14 protein-coding genes are annotated in these 22063 nt (G+C 55.8%); 9 read left to right on the top strand and 5 right to left on the bottom strand.

Going from position 1 to position 22063, the window contains the following annotated elements; all coding sequences use genetic code 11:
• Window positions 1–87 precede the first annotated feature (87 nt).
• Together SH139x_RS16500 and SH139x_RS16495 are read left to right on the top strand one after the other, a co-directional pair.
• On the top strand, window positions 88–1971 hold the full coding sequence (locus SH139x_RS16500) for a metallophosphoesterase (RefSeq protein WP_488350871.1): 1884 nt from the start codon (window positions 88–90) through the stop codon (window positions 1969–1971).
• A gap of 76 nt (window positions 1972–2047) precedes the next feature.
• Complete coding sequence (locus tag SH139x_RS16495; protein WP_488350870.1) at window positions 2048–2875, top strand: PhzF family phenazine biosynthesis protein; 828 nt, start codon at window positions 2048–2050, stop codon at window positions 2873–2875.
• Between the two features lie 196 nt (window positions 2876–3071).
• Here the strand turns inward: SH139x_RS16495 and SH139x_RS16490 are convergent, their stop codons facing one another.
• The 5 genes from SH139x_RS16490 to SH139x_RS16470 all read right to left on the bottom strand — a co-directional run bounded on the left by SH139x_RS16490 (window position 3072) and on the right by SH139x_RS16470 (window position 7705).
• The gene (locus tag SH139x_RS16490; protein ID WP_488350869.1) at window positions 3072–3485 is read right to left on the bottom strand and encodes a carboxypeptidase-like regulatory domain-containing protein; all 414 of its coding nucleotides are present in this window, start codon (window positions 3483–3485) and stop codon (window positions 3072–3074) included.
• Between the two features lie 122 nt (window positions 3486–3607).
• Window positions 3608–4549, bottom strand: a complete 942-nt coding sequence (locus tag SH139x_RS16485; protein WP_488350868.1) for a DUF1559 family PulG-like putative transporter — start codon at window positions 4547–4549, stop codon at window positions 3608–3610.
• Window positions 4550–4925: 376 nt separating this feature from the next.
• Window positions 4926–6155, bottom strand: a complete 1230-nt coding sequence (locus SH139x_RS16480) for an aminotransferase class I/II-fold pyridoxal phosphate-dependent enzyme (protein WP_488350867.1) — start codon at window positions 6153–6155, stop codon at window positions 4926–4928.
• A 36-nt stretch (window positions 6156–6191) separates the two neighbouring features.
• Window positions 6192–7367 carry a class I SAM-dependent methyltransferase gene (locus tag SH139x_RS16475; protein WP_488350866.1) on the bottom strand — a complete coding sequence of 392 codons (1176 nt, stop codon included), beginning with the start codon at window positions 7365–7367 and terminating at the stop codon, window positions 6192–6194.
• On the bottom strand, window positions 7364–7705 hold the full coding sequence (locus SH139x_RS16470) for a histidine triad nucleotide-binding protein (RefSeq protein WP_488350865.1): 342 nt from the start codon (window positions 7703–7705) through the stop codon (window positions 7364–7366). The genes SH139x_RS16475 and SH139x_RS16470 overlap by 4 nt, the downstream gene beginning before the upstream one ends.
• Window positions 7706–8035: 330 nt before the next feature.
• Here SH139x_RS16470 and SH139x_RS16465 point away from each other — a divergent pair, with 330 nt between their 5' ends.
• The 7 genes from SH139x_RS16465 (at window position 8036) to SH139x_RS16435 (ending at window position 22052) form a co-directional block, all read left to right on the top strand.
• The gene (locus SH139x_RS16465) at window positions 8036–9037 is read left to right on the top strand and encodes an AAA family ATPase (protein WP_488356035.1); all 1002 of its coding nucleotides are present in this window, start codon (window positions 8036–8038) and stop codon (window positions 9035–9037) included.
• Window positions 9034–9948, top strand: coding sequence for a DUF58 domain-containing protein (locus tag SH139x_RS16460; protein ID WP_488350864.1), 915 nt, complete (start codon window positions 9034–9036; stop codon window positions 9946–9948). The genes SH139x_RS16465 and SH139x_RS16460 overlap by 4 nt, the downstream gene beginning before the upstream one ends.
• Entirely contained in the window at window positions 9945–12311 is a 2367-nt protein-coding gene (locus tag SH139x_RS16455; RefSeq protein WP_488350863.1) for a BatA domain-containing protein, read from the top strand. Before SH139x_RS16460 ends, SH139x_RS16455 begins: the two co-directional genes overlap by 4 nt.
• A gap of 158 nt (window positions 12312–12469) precedes the next feature.
• A complete protein-coding gene (locus SH139x_RS16450; protein ID WP_488356034.1) occupies window positions 12470–14704 on the top strand; it encodes a VWA domain-containing protein in 2235 nt (744 codons plus the stop codon).
• Window positions 14701–19932, top strand: coding sequence for a coiled-coil domain-containing protein (locus tag SH139x_RS16445; protein WP_488350862.1), 5232 nt, complete (start codon window positions 14701–14703; stop codon window positions 19930–19932). Before SH139x_RS16450 ends, SH139x_RS16445 begins: the two co-directional genes overlap by 4 nt.
• A gap of 11 nt (window positions 19933–19943) precedes the next feature.
• Entirely contained in the window at window positions 19944–21131 is a 1188-nt protein-coding gene (locus SH139x_RS16440; protein ID WP_488350861.1) for a prenyltransferase/squalene oxidase repeat-containing protein, read from the top strand.
• Window positions 21132–21461: 330 nt separating this feature from the next.
• Window positions 21462–22052, top strand: a complete 591-nt coding sequence (locus tag SH139x_RS16435; protein WP_488350860.1) for a ribonuclease H family protein — start codon at window positions 21462–21464, stop codon at window positions 22050–22052.
• The last annotated feature ends 11 nt before the right edge of the window (window positions 22053–22063 follow it).

The following is a 22063-nucleotide window of genomic DNA, read 5'->3' as shown; positions in this document are numbered from 1 at the left end:
GTTAACTGCTCACGACAAACGTTCCTGGCTTTCTAAATTGAAGGGGCGCATCTTTGATTTCGTCCCTTCAATCGCCTGCGATCGGTTATGCCCACACAACGAGCTCTATTGCTGTTTTATTTCGTGCTGCTGATGCTGGAGGTGGCTGAGGCAGGAGAACCCCTTCGCCAGTGGGTGTTTGTCCCTGAGTATGTGCTCGGTGAAAGAGCGGGAAATCAGCCTGGACCGCGCATTCCACATCCGCGTGGCGACTTTCCGCTCGTCGAAGTGGAGGCATCACCGGTGAAATTTCGCGGCATGGTGCCCACGCAGAGACTGACCCATTTGATGCCTGCCGGGACTCTGCCGACAGAAGCGTTTACTTTGGAAATGTGGCTCTGTCATCACGTCAACCAACCCGTTGCGGCGATCATGACGGCCCGCAGCAGTGATCCGCAGCAACGACTGCCCTGGACCTTCGGCTTTCACAACTGGGAGACCGTCTTTCAATTGCGAGGAGCCGGCGGTGCCGATGTGCAATTGAGCAGCAAGATGAAGGAGTATGCTGGCTTTAAGGAGCGGTGGGTTCATCAAGTCCTTGCCTATGACGGACACGACCTAGTGTTGTATGTCAACGGCGCACGCATTGCTTCGGGGCATATGCACCACGAAGAGCTTAATTGGCCGGCTGAGATGCAGCTCGAGCTTGCTGCCTACATGCAGAATGAGCCGTTCATGCAATGGGCCAACTTGGTCCACAGCGTTCGAATTTATGATCATTCGTTGAGTGGTGATGAGATTGTCGCCAACTTTGAACGACTCAAGCAAGATGTCGAAGCGGGGAAGTTATATCCAGATATTTTCCACTTTACAGCGGGCCCTTACCTGAATTTCACTACCACTACTAGCATTGCCGTGGTTTGTGAGGCAGATCGCCCCTCCGCGGCTCGTATTCAATGGGGGCGTACCGATCAATTGGGAGAGGAATTGAGTTCACCCACGCGGGATCGGTTGCACGAGTTCACGATTACGGGGTTGAGACCAGATACCCCTTATTTCTACCGAATTACCGCGGAGGATTCTGAAGGGGAAACGATCGACAGCGGATTGTTGACCTTTAAAACGGCCGTGGAGAAAGGGCAGCCATTTCGCTTTGCCGTTGTTGGCGACACGGAATCACGCCCTCACATTAACGACCAATTGGCGAAACAGATTTGGGGAGAGCGTCCTCATTTTGTTGTCAACTTGGGTGATCTGACCGACGCGGGTAAACAGCCACATCGTTACGAGTGGACGCACGAGTACTTTGTTGGAATGACGCAACTGACGAGCCGCATTCCTTTGTTCGCGGTGCCAGGAAATGGTGAGGGGGATCTCTATTGGTATAACCACTACCATCATTATCCAGAGCCCGAAGGCTACTACGCGTTTACCTATGGTGACGCTACCTTCTTTATGCTTGATAGCAACCAGCGGCAAATGGACTTTCTGCCTGGGGGCAAACAGTATGTCTGGTTGGATCAGCAATTAGAAAAATGCAGTTCAAAGTGGAAGTTTGTTTGTCACCACCACGCTTCGGTGACCAGTGAGGAAGATGATTATGGGGATAGTTGGCGGGAGCCGGCCAGGTTTGGAGACGAATGGGTCAAGCAAATCATCCCTTTGTACGAAAAACACAACGTGGATATGGTAATGTTTGGTCACTTGCATCTCTATGAGCGGTCCTACCCGTTGCGAGAGGGCAGCGTTGACTTTGCCGACGGGGTGGTTCACCTGTTGGCAGGTGGCGGTGGCGGAAATCTTGAAGACTTTGCCCCCACCCCCGCGTTTTTCAGCGCTAAGACACATCGTGGCCATCATTATCTAACTATTGAAATTGTGAAGGATTCGATGAATATGCGAATGTTTGACGTAAATGGACAGTTAAAGGACTTCTTCACGTTAACGAAATCGACGCCAGGCAAACTGTCTGTTTCTCGCCCCAATCGCTAGTATTGAGGGTGGAGCAATGGCAGCGAGTGCGAAGCCGTGCTGAAGAACTTTTCAATTAGGTGACCAGGAGAGCAAGATGAAATCGGGACAACGCATTCCGCTTTGGCAGGTCGACGCGTTCGCGGATGCCCCTTTTTCTGGTAATCCAGCGGCTGTTTGTCTATTGGATGGCTACCCTAGCGACGGTTGGCTACAGAGCGTTGCCGCTGAAATGAATCTGTCGGAGACTGCGTTTGTGGTTCCTCAGGAACCGGCGGGGAACTTTCAGCTTCGCTGGTTTACACCCGCTGAGGAGGTCGATCTGTGTGGTCACGCTACGTTGGCGACGGCTCATGCGTTGCTGGAGAACAAGCTGACCCTCCCCGACCAACCCATTTATTTCCACACTCGCAGCGGTGAATTGGTTTGCGAACGATATGACGGAATGATTACGCTGAACTTCCCCGCTTTGCCTGTTCTCGGTAAGGCGGAGGAAGTGCTCGCGAATGCAGTCCGCTGGAGCTTGGGTTTGACGTCCGCAGAAGTGCTGCTGTCGAAGTTTGATATGCTTGTCATCGTCGATCACGCGGAGACCGTCAAACAGCTAGCACCAGACTTTGATGGGATCCGGGAAATTGAAACGCGAGGCGTCATCGTGACAGGGCCTTCCAGCGATGCGGGAATTGACTTTGTCTCGCGTTTTTTCGCGCCCCGGCACAATATTAACGAGGATCCGGTCACCGGGTCGGCGCATTGCGTTCTCGCTCCCTATTGGGGAGCTCAATTGGGGAAATCCCGTTTAGTCGGTTTTCAGGCGTCGCGACGAGGCGGGATAGTTTGTTGTGAACTTCTGGGGGAACGCGTTGCGCTGAGTGGAAACGCGGTGACTGTTCTGGAAGGCCACTTGTTGGTGAAGCAGTACTAATTTCCTCGGTGTGCCCAAGGGCGACGTCTCCCGCCGCCAGCTGTGCCGGCGAAAGTGCTCCATAAGTGTCGAGTCAGCTGGCGATACCCGGATGTTGCAACGCCTGGCGTGCGATTAACCAACATGAAGGTCTTGGGAAACGAAGTTCGGTTCGGCCCCCAAGCGATTAATCTGGGTAGCAGACCTTTACTGTAAGCTATCGCTTCAATTCGATCGTTAAATCGGAGGTCGCTTGCTGGATATCTACAAACACGTCAGAGTTGCCATCCTCGCTTTGTTGGTATCGTTCGTTCACAGTTTTTATGAGTGCTTGGTGGTCGGGGTTTGGGAAGGTGACAAACACCTGATACCTACCAGGCACTACTTCTTGACTACCGCTGCTATTCCGCAAGGTAAAGCTGCCATCACTCTGAATAATGGCTGTCGCTCCGAAGAGTCCCGCTTCCGGGCGGAGAATTAGAGTTCCGCCTGAGAGTGGTTTTCCTCTTGAGGATAGCACCTTGCCACTCACTTGAACTCCCTCGGGGCGTGGCAGCGGACCGCCCGGTCCACAACCCGCCGTAACCATGATGAACAGGGACGCTAAAAATAGGAAACGTTTGGCACTCATGGTTGGAAATTCAGTTCTTGATAGCTAGTTAGGAATGCTGCGAAAGATTAAACGAAACGAGATGTTGGTGATTGAGGAATCAAGTGACAGGGAACCAATTGCACCCGGTCAGCAATTTCCACTTAGAAGTTTGCACCAACTACTTCGCCACCACGTCGAGTCACGAGGGCCGCAAAGATTGCCGCATCCACGGTCTCTTGCAAAAATCTCACCGAGCCGTCGCACATACCCACGTTCATTCCGCTGGTGTGGAAACTGTAAGGCTCGCTGTCATTGTTGCAATTCATGATACAGCGACCAGTGCCGCCGTTTCCGTTGATTGCTCCGGTCAGATGGTCGGTACCGTCCATTGAACCAGCGCCACCGTCTGGGTCGGTCCAGCCGAAACCTTCGGGGCGTGGCAGGAGAGTGCCTTGAGCGCGTCCGAGAACGTACCAGTCCGGTCGTCCACCAGATTCCATGAACAGGATCGTATTGCTGGTTCCATCAGTGATCTCAGCAATCCGCGTTGGGCTGTTGCGAACCAACGCACCATCGTGGTCGGCCGTACCCAATGGGTTAGGGATGTTGTGGGCTGCGAGGAAGCGGTGACGTAAGCGGTGCATAACCAAATAGTCGGATGGCCCCATGACTACGCCGTCGATGTCGGAACCAGTTCCATTGGCAGGCAACCGATTTGTACCGGAGGCTGAGGATGGGCAAATAAATAGCGATAGAGGGGTTTGCCCAGCAATTACGTTGGTTCCCGTATTCCAAGGGATTTCCTTGTCATAAATGTTGACCAAATTGCTCTGCTCAATGAAATCGAGCACCACAATGCACCAGCTCATGCGGTTTCCAGCAAGGTCGCGTGGACGCGACTCGGGGAAAACCTGAAAAGCACTTTCGTGGTTGTGCATCGCCAGTCCAAACTGCTTCAAATTGTTCGTGCACTGCATCCGGCGTGCCGCCTCGCGGGCGCTTTGCACAGCAGGCAGTAACAAGCCCACCAGAATCCCAATGATTGCAATTACAACCAAGAGTTCAACCAAAGTAAAACCGGGGCGAGAAATCGATTTGCGCATTAACGTCTTCTTCTTGATGTAAAAATATGGTCAGTGGGGCCCACTCAACCCGTTACATGGGCGGCGGACGCGTACAGGAATTTCAGAAGTGTAGGAATCAAACGTGATTTTTTGGTTAAGGCATCGCGAACGAAAAATGAATAATCAATGAAGATGAATACCCATTGTTTATTGCGTACCAAGCCCCTCTTGAGTAGTGTGTTGAGTTAGGGGGGATGGCGGTAATTGCTGGTGATTTAATGGTTTGCCAGTCTGCTCATTCCCGCGAAGCTCTAAGCGGGAAAGCACCGAATCAAGCGAGGAAGAGCTCGCTTGCGGTTTGCTCGCGAAGCGCTGGGTTAATGAAACCCGCGCTCAGCGCCGGAAGATTGACTGGCTATGTGATGATGCTGAGAATCGCTTCGCACAATTGGTCGATGGCTTCGGTTGGATGGGCTGCGGAAAGACTAATTCGCAGCCGCGATGTGCCGCTGGGTACCGTAGGTGGGCGGATGGCGGGGACGAAAAAGCCGGCCTGGGAAAGTGCGGTGGTCGCTTGAAGGGCCAATTGCGGACTTCCCAGCATCACCGGCACGATTGGGGTGCATTCACCGCCAACCTTCACACCGGCGGAGCGCAGCCGAGCGGTGAGTTGAGCCGAGTGCTGCAGCACCAGCTGTCTCCGGCGTGGTTCATCACGGACGATTTCCAGGGCGTCGAGCGCGGCTTGAATCGTCGCAGGTGGGGCGGCCGTGCTGTAGATCAATGAGCGGGCGGTTTGCAGGAGGTAATCAGTGACCACGCGAGGCCCGGCAACGAAACCGCCTTGGCAACCGAGTGCTTTGGAGAGGGTGCCGATCCGAATGGGAACATCGGCGGCGATGCCTAACTCTTCGCAGAGGCCCCCGCCGTGCTCGCCCAAGACACCGGTGGCGTGCGCTTCATCGACAATTAAGATTGCTTGATATTGTTTTGCCAGTTCATTGAGTTCGGACAGCGGAGCGCGGGTGCCATCCATGCTGAAGATGCTGTCGGTGATGAGGAAAACACGTTGGAAACGTTGACGGTGACTCTCCAGCAATGCTTTAACCGCCGTCACGTCGCGATGAGGATAGATAAAGCGTTCGGCTTTTGAGAGCCGGCATCCATCAATCAAACTGGCGTGATTGAGCGCGTCACTGAGGATTAAATCTCCCGCCTCGGCGAGAGCGGCGATGACTCCACTGCAGGCGGCAAAGCCGGAGGGGAACAACACTGCGGATTCGGTTCTTTCCAAGCCAGCCAATACGCAGCAAAGTCGTTCGTGCAGCGTGGAGAATCCGCAGACCAGCGGGCTCGCCCCAGCACCAGTTGCTGCCAGAGTCGTTGTGCGTCGCGCTTCGTTATCTACTTCCGCAGTGCTCGATGCTGTTGCCGGTTCGCGCGATTGCATGGCAATTCCCAAGTAATCGTTGGAGCCAAAGTTCAGCAAGCGGCGTTTGCCTTGCAGCAACCAGGGTCCGCGTGCGTCGCGGGCAATCAAGCCTCGGCGGAGCGTTTGGTCTTCGAGCGAGTCAAGCCGTTCTGACAGCCAGCCAAACATGTCGGCAGACTGCTGGGACTGGGAATTGGATCGAAAGCGGCTCACGAACGTGGCTTTATCAGTGTTCAAATCTGGGCGGACTTAAGTTGACTCGGCACGCGTCCCAGTGGCCAAGCAATAACCACCACCACGCGTGTGTATTTGGACGCGATCAAACCAACGTGGCAGCTGAGTCTGGTACCAATCAGGTTGCTTCCCCACGGCAAAAATCTTTCCGCCGGGGCGCAATGAGCGATGCGATGCGGCGAGAAACATTTCCGCCACGCGGAGATTGGCAAAGTAGGGCGGGTTCGCCAACGCGATGTCAAACTTGTGCCCCTCCGGAACCGTGCCATCTGAGGAAAGGTGGACACGAATTTGGGCTGTCAGGTCGTTTAACTCCGCTCCTAATTGAGTGCACGCGATCGCCCGCGCGCTGCTGTCCAATGCAGTCACGCGAACCGTAGGGTCGCGTCGAGCCGCAGCAAAACCGACAACCCCAGAGCCGCAACCGATGTCGAGCACGTGGCTGCCTGCTGGGATCACCATTTCATCCATTAAGCGTCGCGCGCCAAGATCGAGACGGCGATGTGAGAAGACACCGGGCCGACTGATGGCTTGGATCAATTGACCCGCATCCCGAAAGGCAAATTGACATTGAAAATCGCGGACTCGCAAGTCTAAGTCATCTTGGCGAATTACATAGGCGGTTGCACCATGCAATGCTCTCTCATCGACGGAACGATAACGCTTTAATGCTTTTGGGGAGCGGGCCAGTTTACGCAATTGATCACCCAGCCATTGGTCGTCTGGATGATCGACGGCAACGATCAAAATACCCATGGGCTGCAAACGTGAGCAAAACAACTGGATTAGATCACGACTCCATTCCGCGGAACCATCCCGACGAAGTCCCAAAATACCAACCGAATAAGCGGCCTCTGCTGGTGGATCGCTTTGACAATAGAGGGTCAGCTGCTCGCGTGCCGCCACGGCGGTCGTTTGCTCTGCTAGAGATTCCCCGATCGGATGGACTTCCAGTTGTAAGGCTTCCCGCAGCAAGCGAAATCGATAATGCTCGGGCTCGAACAAATCAATGCGATGACCAGCTTCATGCAACGCCGCGGCGCATCGTCCCAACTCTGTCGTGGCCGCCAGCACATGAATCGATTTATCACCCAATTCAGAAGGTTCGTTTCCGCGCAGCACTTGCTCGGCCCGCTCTAACAGCAGCGATTCCACCCAAGTTGATGCGCGGGTAAATTCTTCATCGCTCATCCTGGTGGCCAACTCATCGATCGACCGCCGAGGATGTGCAGATGAAGATGTTCGACTGATTGTCCGCCATCTTGGCCGATGTTGGTGACCACGCGGTACCCGTCGCTGAGGCCTTCCATCATCGCCACCTTGGCGACAACCCGCAGCAGATGCCCTAGCAAATGAGTGTCATCGTCGTCGGCAGTGGCTAACGAAACGATCGGTTTTTTGGGGATGACGAGAAAGTGCACGGGGGCTTGCGGACTGATGTCGCGAAAAGCCAAGCAGAGTTCGTCTTCGTAGAGGATCTCGGCTGAGAGTTCGCGATTGATAATTTTTGTAAAAATCGTCTCGGCCATGCAGTACACCAATCGCAAAAGAGGCAGAGTTTTTAAAAATGAAAAATGTAGAGCGATTGTCCCCAATCGCTTGTCGTGCGCAAACAGCTGGGACAACAGTTCTACATTGCGCAGCACGGCAAACAGCTGGGACAGCGGTTCTGCAAATTACAGCTGAGCCAGCGGTTCTGCAAAACAGTCTAAAGCAACGCTGCTCGCGAGGCGACGGGTTGACAGCTATCATGGGAGCCAGAAAGCGCCGCATGAACCTCGATACGGGCCCCCGTCCGTACTTCGCCGTTATACCTCACAGCAGCTAGAACCCGCGTGAATAGTGCCGAATTGACGAAAATGGACGATGCCGAGCGGGCTCGTTTACTTGTGGAAAAATGTCGCCAAGTGCGCAGCCAAGTCGCTCGGATTGTGGTCGGTCAACAGGAGACGATCGATCAATTGCTGGTCGCCATCTTGGCTCGTGGGCACTGTTTACTCGAGGGAGTGCCGGGGCTGGCGAAAACGTTAATGATTCGCTCCTTGGCGCAGTCGATGAATCTCGATTTTCGCCGCATCCAATTTACGCCCGATTTAATGCCCGCAGATATCACGGGAACTGACATCATCCAAGAGAACTCGGGGACTGGACATCGCGAGCTGGTGTTTGAGAAAGGACCGATTTTCACCCAGATGTTGCTGGCCGATGAGATCAACCGCACGCCGCCGAAGACCCAAGCGGCGTTGCTGGAGGCGATGCAGGAACATGAGGTCACGATCGGTGGCGTCACTTATCCGCTTAGTGAACCCTTTTTTGTGTTGGCAACGCAAAATCCGATCGAGCAAGAGGGGACTTACCCATTGCCCGAGGCGCAACGGGATCGATTCTTGTTTCACGTTGTCGTCGATTATCCCAATCGTGAAGAAGAGGGGATGATCATTGATCGCACCACGGGAACTTATGCCACTAAACTGGAGCCCGTGGTCAGTGGTGATGAAATCATCGCTTTTCAAGAAACCGTTCGTGGGGTGCCGCTGCCTGAGCACGTGAAAGCTTTTGTGCTCGATTTAGTACGCGGGATTCGACCCAGGAATCCCGACGTAAAGGATTGGGTCAAAAGCGGCGTCGATTGGGGCCCCGGGCCACGGGCTAGCCAACAATTAGTGTTAGCCGGTAAAGCCCGCGCGTTGTTGCTGGGACGCACTCATGTGACCATCGAAGATATCGAGCATTTGGCGCTGCCAGTTCTCCGCCATCGCATCGTACCCACATTCGCTGCCGAAGCAGACGGGATCAATTCGGATCATCTTATCGAGCGTTTGTTAGCAGAGATGCCGCGTCCTAAGGTAAAACCGTTGTGATCACCGACTTGCTACAACCCGATGATTTAAGTCGGTTGCGCAACTTGCAAGTCCTGGTTCGCCATCGCGTGGAGGGATTTTGCAGCGGGCTGCATCGTTCACCCAACAAGGGACAAAGCGTCGATTTTCGCGAACATCGACCCTATTCCAAAGGGGACGCCCTGCGAGGTATCGACTGGAAAGTGTTTGGCAAAAGTGATCGCCTATACATCCGCCAATACGAAGAGGAGACCAACCTACGTTGCCATTTAGTTGTCGACTCCAGCGGCTCAATGGCGTACAGCGGTTCGCGGAGTGGCGGGCAAAGCAAACTGCAGTATGCCAGTCGGTTGGCAGCGGCGATGGCGTACTTAATGATTCATCAGCAAGATAGCGTTGGCTTGGTATCGTTTGATAAGTCGATTCATCGCTACTTGCCGCCACGCAGCTTGGTCACGCACTTGGGTGCCGTGGCGACATGTTTAAGTGAACTGAAGGCAACACCGGCGGACGTGGAGCGGGGTGAGCCGCAAGACTTTGCCTTACACACGTTGGTGCCCAAACTTCGCCGCGGTGGTTTGGTGGTGTTGTTCTCGGACTGCTTTGGCGATATTAGCAAGTTGGCACAATCACTGTCTCAATTTGTACAAGCCAAAAACGATGTGTTGGTGTTCCAGGTTCTGGACCCTGATGAAGTGGACTTTCCCTTTCAGAACATGACCCAGTTTCGTTCATTGGAAGCGGGTAAGTTACTGCAACGGATTGATTCCGGCAGGCTGCGCAAGAGCTATCTGCAACGCTTTGAAAAGTTTCAGGCGGAATTGGGCGAGGCGTTTGGACGTAGTCGTGTCAACTGGATGACCGTAACCAGCGATCAAGAAGTTGCCGATGTGCTCGCCCAACTGTTGACGTCGGGGAGAAACCGCGGATGACTTTCCTCAACGGCTTGCTATTGTTCGGTGCCGCGGCAGCCGCCATTCCCCTGGTGATTCAGCTACTGAATCGTAGCAAGTTTCAGATTGTTGATTGGGGTGCGATGCACCTGTTGGACAGGGTGATTCAAGACAATCAACGAAGGATTCGCTGGCGAGAGTGGCTGTTGCTGTTGATCCGCTGTGCCATCCCCATTGTGTTGGCCCTCTGTCTCGCCCGACCCCTGCTCGTGAGTCAGTGGGCGGAGGGTGGCAGCAGCGCCGGAGCGGCCATTATGCTTCTCGACGATACCATCTCCATGGCGGCCGCTGAGGAAAATGGCGAAAGTCCGTGGGAACGCGCCACAGATTTTCTTCAACAATTGCCCGCAAGGTTACCCGAAACCACGCCGCGATTATTTCTGCTGGGCAGTCAAACGCGCGAGGTCGCTGTCAGTGATGAGATCGCAGAGACTTTAGCACAGCTTCAGCCGTTGAGTAGTGGAATCGCTCCCATCAACGCTTTGTTGACGGTGTTGGATTCGGCAGCACGCTATCCCGGCGGCCCCCATCACATCGTGGTCGTGTCTGACTTCCAAGCTGCTGAGTGGAGAAGTTTGAGTGAAGCCGAGATTGACCAATTGCAAGCGGCTCGCGCGAAGTTCGCTGTGCCTCCGATGATCACGTTGTTTTCAACTCAGTTGGCCAGCGAAGTGGAGCAGACAGATCTCGCGGGTCGGCGTGCAAACGTGGCGATCGAGCGATTGGAGGTAAGCCCCGCACGGTGGACCGCCGGTGACCGCGTGGAAATCGTTGCCGTCTTGACCAACGATGGCGATCAAGTCTGCGATGAGCTTCAAGTGGAGTTTCTGCGGGATGATAAAGTGCTGCACCGCGTGGCTGTGGATGTACCAGCCCGGGGGATGCTTCAGGTGCCTTTTACCTATCAGATTCCTGAGACAGTTGTTCCCATTGAGACAACTCAACCTGCCGTTGTCGCTCTCGATACGCTGCAGCCCGCCAACTATTTTCCCGTTTCGGTGCGACTGCGTCGTGAGGATGCGATCGCTGCCGACAATTTCGCTTTGCTGCTGGCCACAATCGCACCACCGTTAGATGTGGTCGTGGTCACGAATTCGCGCGAGACCACGGCAGATCGCGAGCAGGCTTCCGCTGATTTTCTGCTCGCCGCCCTCAGTCCCTTTGCCTTCGCCGGTGGTAGACGAGAGGGAAACGTCAACGTCGATTCCATGCAGGCCGAGCAATGCGAAGTTGGTCAACTGACGGAGCAACGTTTGGAACAGTGTGAAGTTGTGATTTTGGCTGACGCGACACAATTAGCACAGGCCGAGTTGCGAGCGCTCGATGCGTTTGTTGCCGCGGGTGGCGGGGTGGTGATTTTCTCAGGCTCGCGCATGTTGGCAGATATCGCTTGGGTTAATGAACAACTGTGGCGTGATGGCAACGGATTATTGCCTGCTGCGGCTGGTAAGTCACAGGCTGACAACTTGCCGGCTGACATTCGGCTTGCAGAAAATCGTTGGCCGACGCGAGTGAGCGGAGCGCGGGTGGAGCATCCAGCATTGAGCTATTTTAATGACAACTTGGCGGCACCACTCACGGCGGCCAACGTGCAATCGGCTTTGCCCATCGATGTGACGCGCCGCGCGGATGGTTGTCGCGTGGTGGCGAGTTTTGAGAATGGAATACCTTTCGTGTTGGAGTTGCCCCGCGGTTCGGCGTTGGGACAGCCAAACTCGGGAGCGATTCTCTGGGTGAACACCACCGCCGATCCGAGCTGGACCAACCTTCCTCTTCGCCCCGCATTTTTGCCATTCGTGCAACGTTTGGTTGAACATGTCGCCCCCGCCGTTTCGCAATCGCAGACAGCTCCTCCAGGACAGCCTGGTGAAGTGGTGCTAGCTGGCCAGTGGCAGAAAGACGATTTGCGATTTACGTTTCCCAGCAGTTCATTATTGCCTAAGCAAACGACTTCGCCGGAAGCCACTTTCGTGTCGGGTGCTGAGGTTCGTGGTTTAAAGATTGAAAGCGAGGGCCAGCTTTCTCGGGTCCGCTGGCTCGATACGCGTGCGGCGGGTTTGTATCGCGTGGAAGCTGGTGATATTGCTGGTGAGAATGTCGGGAGTTGGTTTCTGGCACCCCGCGCCGCGGTGGAATCGCAGCGCGAGTATCTCAATGCCGCGCAGTTGACTCGTTTTGCCGAGTCATGGGGCGCTACCACCACCGATTCGCTGGCGGATTACTTGCAGAGTTATCGCGAGAATATGGTGGGTCGCGAAATCTGGCGTTGGCTGTGGTGGTTGGTGTTGTCGCTGCTCGTCATCGAGCGGATCGTTGTCTGGTCTTTGGGGAGACTGGCGTGATCGACGGAACGCAAAGCCAAACGACGCTTCAAGCCAACGGTGACCTGTCGTTGACCATCGGCTTTTCGCTAGCCGTCGGGCTGGCTTTGTTTGTGGGTTTCTTATATCGACGGGAAACTAGGGGACTGAACGGTTGGCCGGCCTGGGGGCTGCCGCTGATGCGGGCCCTGGCTGTCATGCTGGTGGTCTTGATCATGGTCGGCCCGCAACTGCTGCATCAACGTCGCGTCGGTACGCTCGGAAAGGTGACGTTCGTTGTTGACGCCAGCGAAAGCATGCAAACCGAAGATGTCCCCGGGGAAGCGAATCGGGCCGCTTTGGTCGCCCGGTTGCTGGGTGAGCTGCCCAATGAGGATGAAGAAGATGACGATCCCAAACGCGGCGAGGGCTTGTTGGGTCGATTAGCTGATACGCATGAGCTGCAAGTGATTTCGTCGCCGGGAATTCAAGAGACCGATTTGGCGGAACTCTTGCGGCGTGTGCAAGCTGACGGGGTGCCAAGTGATCGGACGCAAACCGCAGCAATGCCAAATAACACCAGCGGCGTGGAATCTGGCGATCCGCAGCAACACACGGTGGTGCTGCTTTCGGATGGGCGAAACAATCTGGGCGATTCGCCGATCGAGGTGGCCGAGGAGCTGGCGCGGCGTGGAATCGTCGTGGCCACCGTCGGCGTGGGGGATGAGCGGGAACCTGACGACCTAGCAATCATCGATTTGCAACATCCACAACAGCTGAGTCCACAGAATCTGTTACGGGGCAAAGTGCGTTACAAACGCGTAATGTCCAATCCACAGCCGACGATCGTGCGCATTACGGACGCCGGAGGTAAGATCGTGTGGCAACAGCAATTGCCCGCCACGGCTCCCAACTTGGGTGAGTTGAATTTTGAATTTGACATCGATGACCAAGCTGCCCAGCCCGAGGAGGCCAACTCGGAGATCGCCCTGTCACGACGTGCCATCCGAGACACACAAGCGTTGCAGTTCACCGCTTCGATCGCCACCGAAGCCGATTTGGCTGGCGGTCGGATCGAGGAAACGGATTTGCGGTCTGATGATCAACAACGCCAGTTTTCGATCGCTGTCATTCGTTCTGAGTACCGCGTGTTGCTGTTAGCCGCCGGCAGTCGTTGGGAATTTCGCTATCTAAAAAATTTGTTTGGACGCGATCCTAATTGGGATGTCACGCACGTCCAGTTGGGCCCCGGTACCGTTAATCCCCAGCAGCTTCCGCGAGGTGGGGAAGCAACTCAATTCCCCGCTACCTTTGACGAGTTGATGAATTTTGACTTGGTCGTGTTGGGGGAAGTCGATGCGACGTTATTGCCAAATGAGATCCCTGACTGGTTTGTCCGGTACGTTGATCGTGGCGGTGCCTTAGTCATGATCGATGGCACTCGCGATCATTTGTGGATGCTGGCGGAAAATCAATTAGAGCCTTTGATGCCGGTCCGTTGGATAGGTGGCACCAAGGGATTTTATGCGGAACGCATCGAGGCGACCACGGTGGGGGCTGAATCGGGTTGGTTGAACCTTGTTGCTTCCGCCGAGCCGGAATTGATGGGCGGAACGGAGCAAGTGAATAATTTCGACTGGAGCTCTCTGCCACCCCCGCATCAAGTGCGAATGACCAGCGCGCGGCAAGATGCGGAAGTCTTGCTGACGACCGGCGTGGCCAATCTCAACTATCCTTTACTAGTGAGGAAGAACTTTGGTGGTGGTCGCGTCTTGTATTTGGCTGCGGGAGAGACTTGGCGGTGGCGTTATTTGGTCGGTGATACCATTCACGCCAAATTTTGGAATCAACTCGCCCTCTCGCTGATGCCACCACCGATGGCCGTCCGCAACGATGTCGGTGCGCTCGATAGCGGCAAAGTCCAATACACGGTTGGCGAACAGGCGGCCCTGCGAGTTCGTTTGCGGGACGCAAGCGGGGTCTATCAATCGGAAAGTTCCGTGCAAGTTGATTTGCTCAGCGATGGCCAGATCGTACAATCAGTTCCGTTGATTGCCGATGGACACGTGCCCGGCTTGTACCAGGGGCTCAGCGAAAGCCTACTGGCGGGCAACTATGAAACCAGGCTGACCGCCAGCGGTTATGGTCCGGAATTGGCCGGCTTGACGACCCAGTTCACCGTTGCCGATGCGTTTTCACAAGAGGGTGTTTTTGTGGCTCGCAACCAAGAACTATTGTCTGGAATCGCCGCGGCTGGTGGTGGAGAATCGTTAGCAGCCGAACTGGATGAGCTGGTGGACTTTCTGGCGCCGCGGAGCTCGGGGCGACTGGAACGATCACAGACTTCGTTGTGGGATTCCTATTATTGGTTTGTGCCATTGGTTGTGCTGCTGTGCTGCGAATGGTGGACCAGGAAACGCGTGGGGCTGCCATGAGCGGTATCATTGATCCTCAGTTAGCAAAGCCGATAGATGAGTTTGCCCGCCGCCGCAAGATGCTGATCTTGGTGCGTGGCTTATGTATCACGTTGGTTGTCGGCTTGGGGTGTTTTTCCCTGCTGGCAATCGCCGACTATGGTTGGTTGTTGGAAGAGCGAGCTCGCCTGTTCGCTGCGGTGGCCTGTTATGTAGTTATTCTGGTGACGTTTGGGCTGACCGTGGTTTTCCCAGCCGTCGTCGGCGAGAGTTCCGTTGCGGTGGCGGCTCGCATGGAGAGTTCCGTGCCTGAGTTGCGAGATCATCTGATGGCGGCGGTTGAGTTATCGCAGGCGAGTGATCAAGCTCAACATGACTCGCCTCAATTTCGTTATTTGCTCAGGCGGCGGGTGACCAGCGTGTTGGAAGTGATTCCGGTTGCCAGCTTGCTGCCTTGGAGGCTGATCCGAACCTGGCTGATTTGGGCTGGCGGGCTGGCATGTGTGCTGCTGGTCGGAGTGTTGTTTCCCGGCTCGCCCTGGGGCCAGTTATTTGCCAGGGCGATTTTACCGACTGCGAATATAGCTCGTGTTTCCGCGACCAAAATCGCGATTTTGCAACCAGAGCAAGACCAGTCTTGGGTGCCGGCGGATGAGACTGTGGAGATCCTGGCCAGCATTAGTCCGCCGCGACAGAATCTGTCTCCGGTTGTTCAATTACAGCACGGTGACGGCGAAATTTCCACACTGGATTTGTTGCCCGCTGCAGGGTTCGAGGGACAACGTTACCGCGTGAATGTTGCCATCGGCAGCGAACCGATGCGGTTTCGCGTGGTGGCCGGAGACGGGATAACAGCTTGGCGAGCGTTGGAGCCGAAGCCGCGTCCCGCGATCGACGCGTTCGAGATCGAATATCAGCTGCCTGCTTACACCGGGTTACCGCCTTACGCCGTTGCGGCAAAAACCGGTGATCTGCGAGCGATTCATGGTGCGACGGCGAACTTAAAGGTGCAAGTCAATCAGCCGCTCGCGAATATCGATCTCGAATTACAAATGAGAACCTCCGGCACAGAGGGCGAAACCGACGAGCGGGAGCAACCTAGTTTCTCGCGGAGCGGGCCTGCTGTTTATCAAGCTAATATGTTGTTGGAAAACTCGGGAAGTTATCAGATCTCAATGACCGCCTTGGAGACGCTGTTCGACAACCCTTTCCCGCCGCGGTATCAAATTCAAGTTGTGCCCGACGTTGCTCCCAAAGTGCAATTACGGCGAGTCGGGATTCCGGCCGCCTTATGCGCAGCGCGTGATCTGCTCAGTTGGACAGCATATATTGAAGATGAATTCGATGTCGCCAGCGTAACATTTGAGTATGCCATCAATGGTGGGCAGTATCAGAAATTGGATACTGACTTGGCCATTGAGATCGATGCGGCAATGTCGGAACCGGAAAACTATCGCGTAATCAGCAGGAGTGCTTGGCAGTGGGACCTCCAGCAACTATCGCTTAAGCCTGGTGATCTGCTGCAAGCTCGCTTGACGGTCCGCGATTTGAACGGGCAATCCACCGAGACTAAGCCAGTGGTGTTGCGAATCGCCAACGATCGATTTGCCGCGGATCGGCATCTGTTTTTGCGAGGCCGCAGTCAACTGGTGGCGTTGTTGGACCAGTGGGCAGCGGACGCGGACGAACGACCGGAATCAACGCTAGCAGAGAATCTCCCAGCGGCGATTGAGAGCACCATGCGTTGGTTGCTCGAACGCAAACCGGCCAGCGGAGATTTGGTGGAACTGGAGTGGATCTGGCAGCTGTTTCACGAGTTGAATCGAGAGACAGGAGATGAGAGAGGAGATAAATCAGTGCTGGAACAGCGGAATCAACTGGTGGAGGCGGCCAGGGCTTTCAACGCTTTCACGGCGATCAATGCTTTCGCGGGGGACCTGTTGGGGCTGGATGCAGAATTGCAACGTGTGCTGGCGGCGGGCCAGCGTCAACCGCCCGCTTGGCTGCGCCGGCAAGGTGAGTTGTGCGTAGAGTATTTTCGCGATAATGCGGAGCAGATTGGGATGGTGCTCGACGAGGTTCCCGAACCAACAGCTCGTGAATTGCGAGGACTTGCCCAGCGGTATCGCGATTTGGCTGATCGGCTGGAGGACCAAATTGAGCAAGCGGACCAGCCAACGCGTTGGTTGGCTGAGATGAACAACTTGCACAATGAGCTGTTGGGACGCAGTGGTAACCTCATTCTTGAAGGCGGAGTTCCCCACCGAGCCAACGATGCGTTGCGAAAACTACATGGCATGTTGGCATCGAAAGGAAGCGTCTTACTGGCCCTTGCCGATGCCAAACTAAAAGCCAGCCAGCTGGAAAAACAACGTCGCGAACTAACCGATGCGAAGGCATTAGCCTCACTTGATGATAACCTGGCACGATGGGAACGTAGACAGGAAGAGACGTTGAATAACTTTTTAGAGCGTGTCGAGCAGCACCATGAAGTTCACCGCTTGCGGCCTGATTTTTCTCCCGAATTGTTGGCTGATTTGACACTTTGTAGACAGGCGGTCACAGCGATTGTTTCGCTGCCGAACGATCAGTTTGAGACCTTGCGGGGTGTCGTCGCGGCGGATGATGTTGAGCAGGCAGTTGCCCGCTACGAACACCTGTTGCGAGCTGCCAAAGCGTGCGAATTATTGTTGGCTGGTCAACAAGTGCGCGCCGCCGAAGCAGTTTGGAGGCCATTGTTAATTGATGAGCGTTGGAGTGAATTGCCGCGGCTGCGACGTTTGGAGAACCCCAGACGTTGGGACTACTTTGTTGTGTTGATCGATGAGGCGGCGCGAAAATTAAGAACCACGCCAAGCATGTCAAGCATCGCCGGTCGGATCGATCGCGTTCGTTACGATTCGCCAGCTGACGTCGTTGGTCCAGGCTTGTCGAACCGTCGTTGGGATGGAAAATCGAGCTCCAGCGTGGCCGATGACTTGGCGACGATTCATGACCGTTGGCTAGCTGCCACGGGTGAATTAGCCGAGCCGATGGAGCTTGCGCGTGAAGTTTTGAGGGAGTATCTGCCGGAGAGTCTCAGTGAGGCGGGCGCTGAAACCGTGGAGTTGGCCGCGAACGATGGCCAGGAGAACCTCGCTGCTGAGCGAGCCGCTGACCCGGCTGCTGCGGATGTGGCTGAGAGTTCTGAGACATTGCTGCAAGAGTTGGCCGCGGCGCTTTCCGCTGGTGAGGAATCTGCGCAAAGTTTGTTGGAGCGATTAGAGCGTGAGATCCCCAAGAGCCCGCCGCTGCAAGCGGAACTTTCCGCTGTCTCGCAGCAAATTGTTGAGCAAGCAGCCAGCGGTTTGGCCGAAGCTGAAGGGCGGGAGTATGAGCTTAGGCGGCAATTGGAACAGAATGATCCGCAAGTCCAACAAGCCAAGCGGCTGCTCGCGGAACGGCTAAATGATTTGGGGCGACAGGCTGAGGACGTGCGGCAGAATCTAATCGATCAAGCGCGAGCTGCCGCTGCCCGCGGGGCGGTGCCGGAGGCTGCCGAGCAGTTTGGGCAAGTGGCCGAGCGGATGTCAAAGTTGGCCAATGCGACCAGCCAAGCCAATGGGAATAAGTTGATGACCGAATTGGCGGAACTCGCTGAGGATGCGAGCACTCAGTTGGCGGCCGCGAAGCAGCAATTACAAAAAGCCGAGGAGACCGCGGCAACACGACAAGAGAATGCTATTGAAGATAACCAAGGAAATCGTGAGCGGACGCGCGAGCAGATGCAAACGACCATGCAACGTGCACAAACGCAGCGAGTGCGTTACGCGGAGCAGCGTGAACGCCAATGGAATAATTTAGCCAAGGGTCTAGAAAACGAACGCCAGCGGGCGGAGCAACAAGAGAATCGCCAGCGCGCGGATTTGGAGCGCGCGGAGAATCAGGCGGCGAAGCAGCCAGAGGATAGCGGTCGCCAGCAGGCGGTCAGAAACGCGCAGAGAAATTTGACCCAGCAACGGCAATTGGCTGAGATCCTGCAACGCCAAGTGGAAGCTGTCAAAACGGAGGTTGCCGCAGCTAAAGCCACGGTTGCCGCGCGGAAAGGGGCTGCGGAGCCGAAATTGACGGCCGACAATCCGGCTGCCGAATCTGCCGCCGAGTTGGCGGCGACGGCGGGCGATGAATTGACTCAGTTGGCCCAACTGGCTCAGCAAATCCAGGCCGATAGCGGCGTTCAAAATGAAACTCCGCCGGCGTTGGCGGTGTCGCCGCAGACTGCTCGCGATGCCGCGAATCGTCAACTCGCACTCGCCAACCAAGTGGAACAAATCGCCGAGAGTTTAGCGCGTGCGGCGAGGCATGAGGGTCGCTTGGGCGGTACCGCAGCGGCGCGTCAGTTGGCTGCTGCGGCGGAGCGAGTGCAAGCGTTAGCCGATCAACCGCTGGCCGCAGCGGGGCGAATGGCTGAACGTGCACAAGCTGCTGGGGCTCAGCTCGAGGCGGACTCGGCAAACAACGCGCCGGCTGCCGTGGACGGTTTGCCGACGGCGGCCAGTTTGGCAACTGCGCAGCAAAGAATCGCGGCCGAGCTGGGACGTGTTAGTGAACTCGCGGCTGCCCAGTCGGCTCCATCCACTGCATCGAATCAAGCAACCGCATCGAATCAAGCAACTGGTGACAGAAATCAGTCAACTGGTGGAAGCAATCAGTCACGGGATGAAGGAAATCAGGCACGCTCGGCAGGTAGTCCCGCCGCCGGCTCCAGCGCGGTCAGCGCAGGCGGTTACGAATTGTTGGCGGAACTCGGTCCTCCGGCAGCCCAGGCACAGTTGATTGACGATCTTGACCGTTTGCTGAATCAGAATCCTGAAGCGAACGTGTTGCAGCAATCACCGCTGTTGGCGGAAGCGGCTGCGGCGAGCCAGCGCCAGCAAGCAGCACAAGCAGCACAAGTACGTGGTCCCGCGTCCGCAGCGGGTCAGCCCGGTGCTGAATTGGCAGAGGCGATGTTGGCCGCGGAAATGATGACAGCGGGTGAGCCCGCGGCAACCGGGGCGGGGGAATTCGGTGAGCCGACTGAGCGCGTGATGGGCAGGTTTGATACCAACCGTCGGGCACCGGTGGTGGCGGGCAGTCGTGAAGATTGGGCCGAACTGCGAGAGCGGCGGCCCGACGATGTTGCCGAGGAGACAAAGTCCGATTTGCCGCCCCGTTACAGGCGACAGATCGAAGCTTATTTTCGAGCTTTGGCTGATCGAACGCAGTGAGGAGTTTGAATATGATCCGCAGCGGTACGAACGGCGTGAACTTTGGGCGGTCGAGGGGTGGTCGGTGGCTAAGCTGCGTCATCGTGGTGCTGGGATTCGGTTGGAAGGGACCACCGGTCGCGGCTCAATCGTTAGCCCAATCTCAGCCACCATCTCAACCGGCGGGAGCAGCTGCGGGACCGTTGCCAGGCAGGTTGGGTGGCGGCGAGCAGGCGGCTGTGGAGTTGGCTGTGGAGCGGGGAGTGGCGTATTTATTGTCACAGCAGCAAGCCAGTGGTGGAATTCACGATCGTGACTATGACACCACGATGACTTCGTTGGCCTTGATGTCGATGGCTGCGGTGGGGCATCAACCGGGCGAGTCGACGCCGGCTGGGACGGCAATGGTTCGCGGGTTGGACTTTGTGTTATCTGAGGGGAGACAAGATCCGCAAGGATATTTTGGCCGCAAGGATCGCTCGCGCATGTATGGTCATGGCATCACTTCTTTGATGTTAACTGAATTGCTGGGCATGGGAATCGATTCCTCACAAGACCAACGCATTTATGAAGCGTTGGATCGAGCATTGCAGCTGACGTTGGCTGCGCAGGCGGTACCCAAGCCTCGGCAGTTTCAAGGTGGCTGGCGGTACGAGCCCGATTCGCGGGATGCTGATTTGTCCGTATCCGTGTGGCAATTGATGGCATTGCGGTCCGCTAAGAATGATGGTTTGGAAGTGCCCGCGGAAGCGATTGAGTTGGCAGTGGAATATCTGCAGGGTTCCTATACGGGGCGAACTGCTGCGGGCCAACTGGGGGCGGCGCAAAATGGTGGATTTTCATATATGCCCCGGCAGAATAGTCCAACATTCACGATGTCCGCCGCTGGTTTGCTAGCCTTGCAGGTGTGTGGTCGTTACGAAGCGCCCGAGGTGCTCGGCGCGGCCAGTTGGCTGCAAGAGCGGCAGCTAAATTGGCGGGATCGGTTTTTCTTCTACGGCTGTTATTACTATGCGCAGGGCATGCATCAGCGTGGCGGTGCCTTGGCCAGCACGTCACAGCAGAACGTGGAGAAAATGTTGCTGGCTCATCAATCCGAAGATGGTTCCTGGCAATCGTCTGACAATCAAGAGCGTAACGCGGGACGGGTGTACGCGACTAGTTTGGCCCTGCTCAGTCTGTCGGTGCGTTATCACTACTTACCGATCTATCAACGCTAAGCACCTCTCCATAAGTCGTTAAGCAAAACGGAATCAGCCGCAACGCGCCAGCGTGCGGTTCCAGGGAACCGTTAGCCGCTTTGGCGCTAGCCGCGGTTATTTTGGGATTTCGGATAAGTGCGTAACTGGGACTTGCATGATTACTCGGGTTCTGCGGTTCGTTCCGGCAGCTGAGAAGATAGATGATAAATTTGGCCTAGGCAAACTGAAACATGAAGCACTTGGCAACCGAAAGAGAGCACTAACGGAGCCGAGGGCTTCGTTTTAGGAGCGATCAGCGTAAGGAGACACCGGCTGGCCCAAACCCTTTCCTTCCTGAGGCACTCTCCGATGCGATTTAACCACGAGTTTCTCTTGGTCTGCGAATCCTCAGTGGATCCCGCAAGTTCTGGCGGAAGCTGGCGGTTTGTAATCGAGCATCTCGATGGCACGCCGTTTTTGGAAGCCAGCGATATTGAACCTGGAGATAGCAATCGGTTGAGTCTGCTGGCGGTGGTGCGAGGTTTGGAAGCTTTACCCGGACCGGCCGCTGTGACCATGTTGACCAGCAGTCGGTATGTAATTCGCAGTCTAAGCGACAGTCTGCCGCGTTGGCGCAGCGCCGATTTTCACTGGGAGCATTTTGGACAGATGTTGCCGATCACGAATGCCAATTTGTGGCGTCGCATTGACCATGCGTTGAACATTCACACCGTGAGCGCTTGTTGCGTTGCACCTCCCACCCGCGTGGGCACGGCGGATGGTCGGAGAATCGCTCCGGCGTCATCGCAATTGGATGGTTCTGTCGAGGCGGTGGCTTCCCGCTCAGATCGCCCAGATCGGCTGTCCACCGTCTCCGATAGTCTCCGTCGCTGGCTGATTGCTCAATGTGGAGTTGTCGCCGGGGGGGCCCAAAGAGGCAGCGGATTGGCGGTTGCTTAGCATTTGCGCCC

The organism is Kothea flammea, from assembly GCF_052161645.1.
Taxonomy (GTDB): Bacteria; Planctomycetota; Planctomycetia; order Pirellulales; family Pirellulaceae; genus Laterigemmans.
This window is presented reverse-complemented; position numbering and strand designations above follow the sequence as displayed.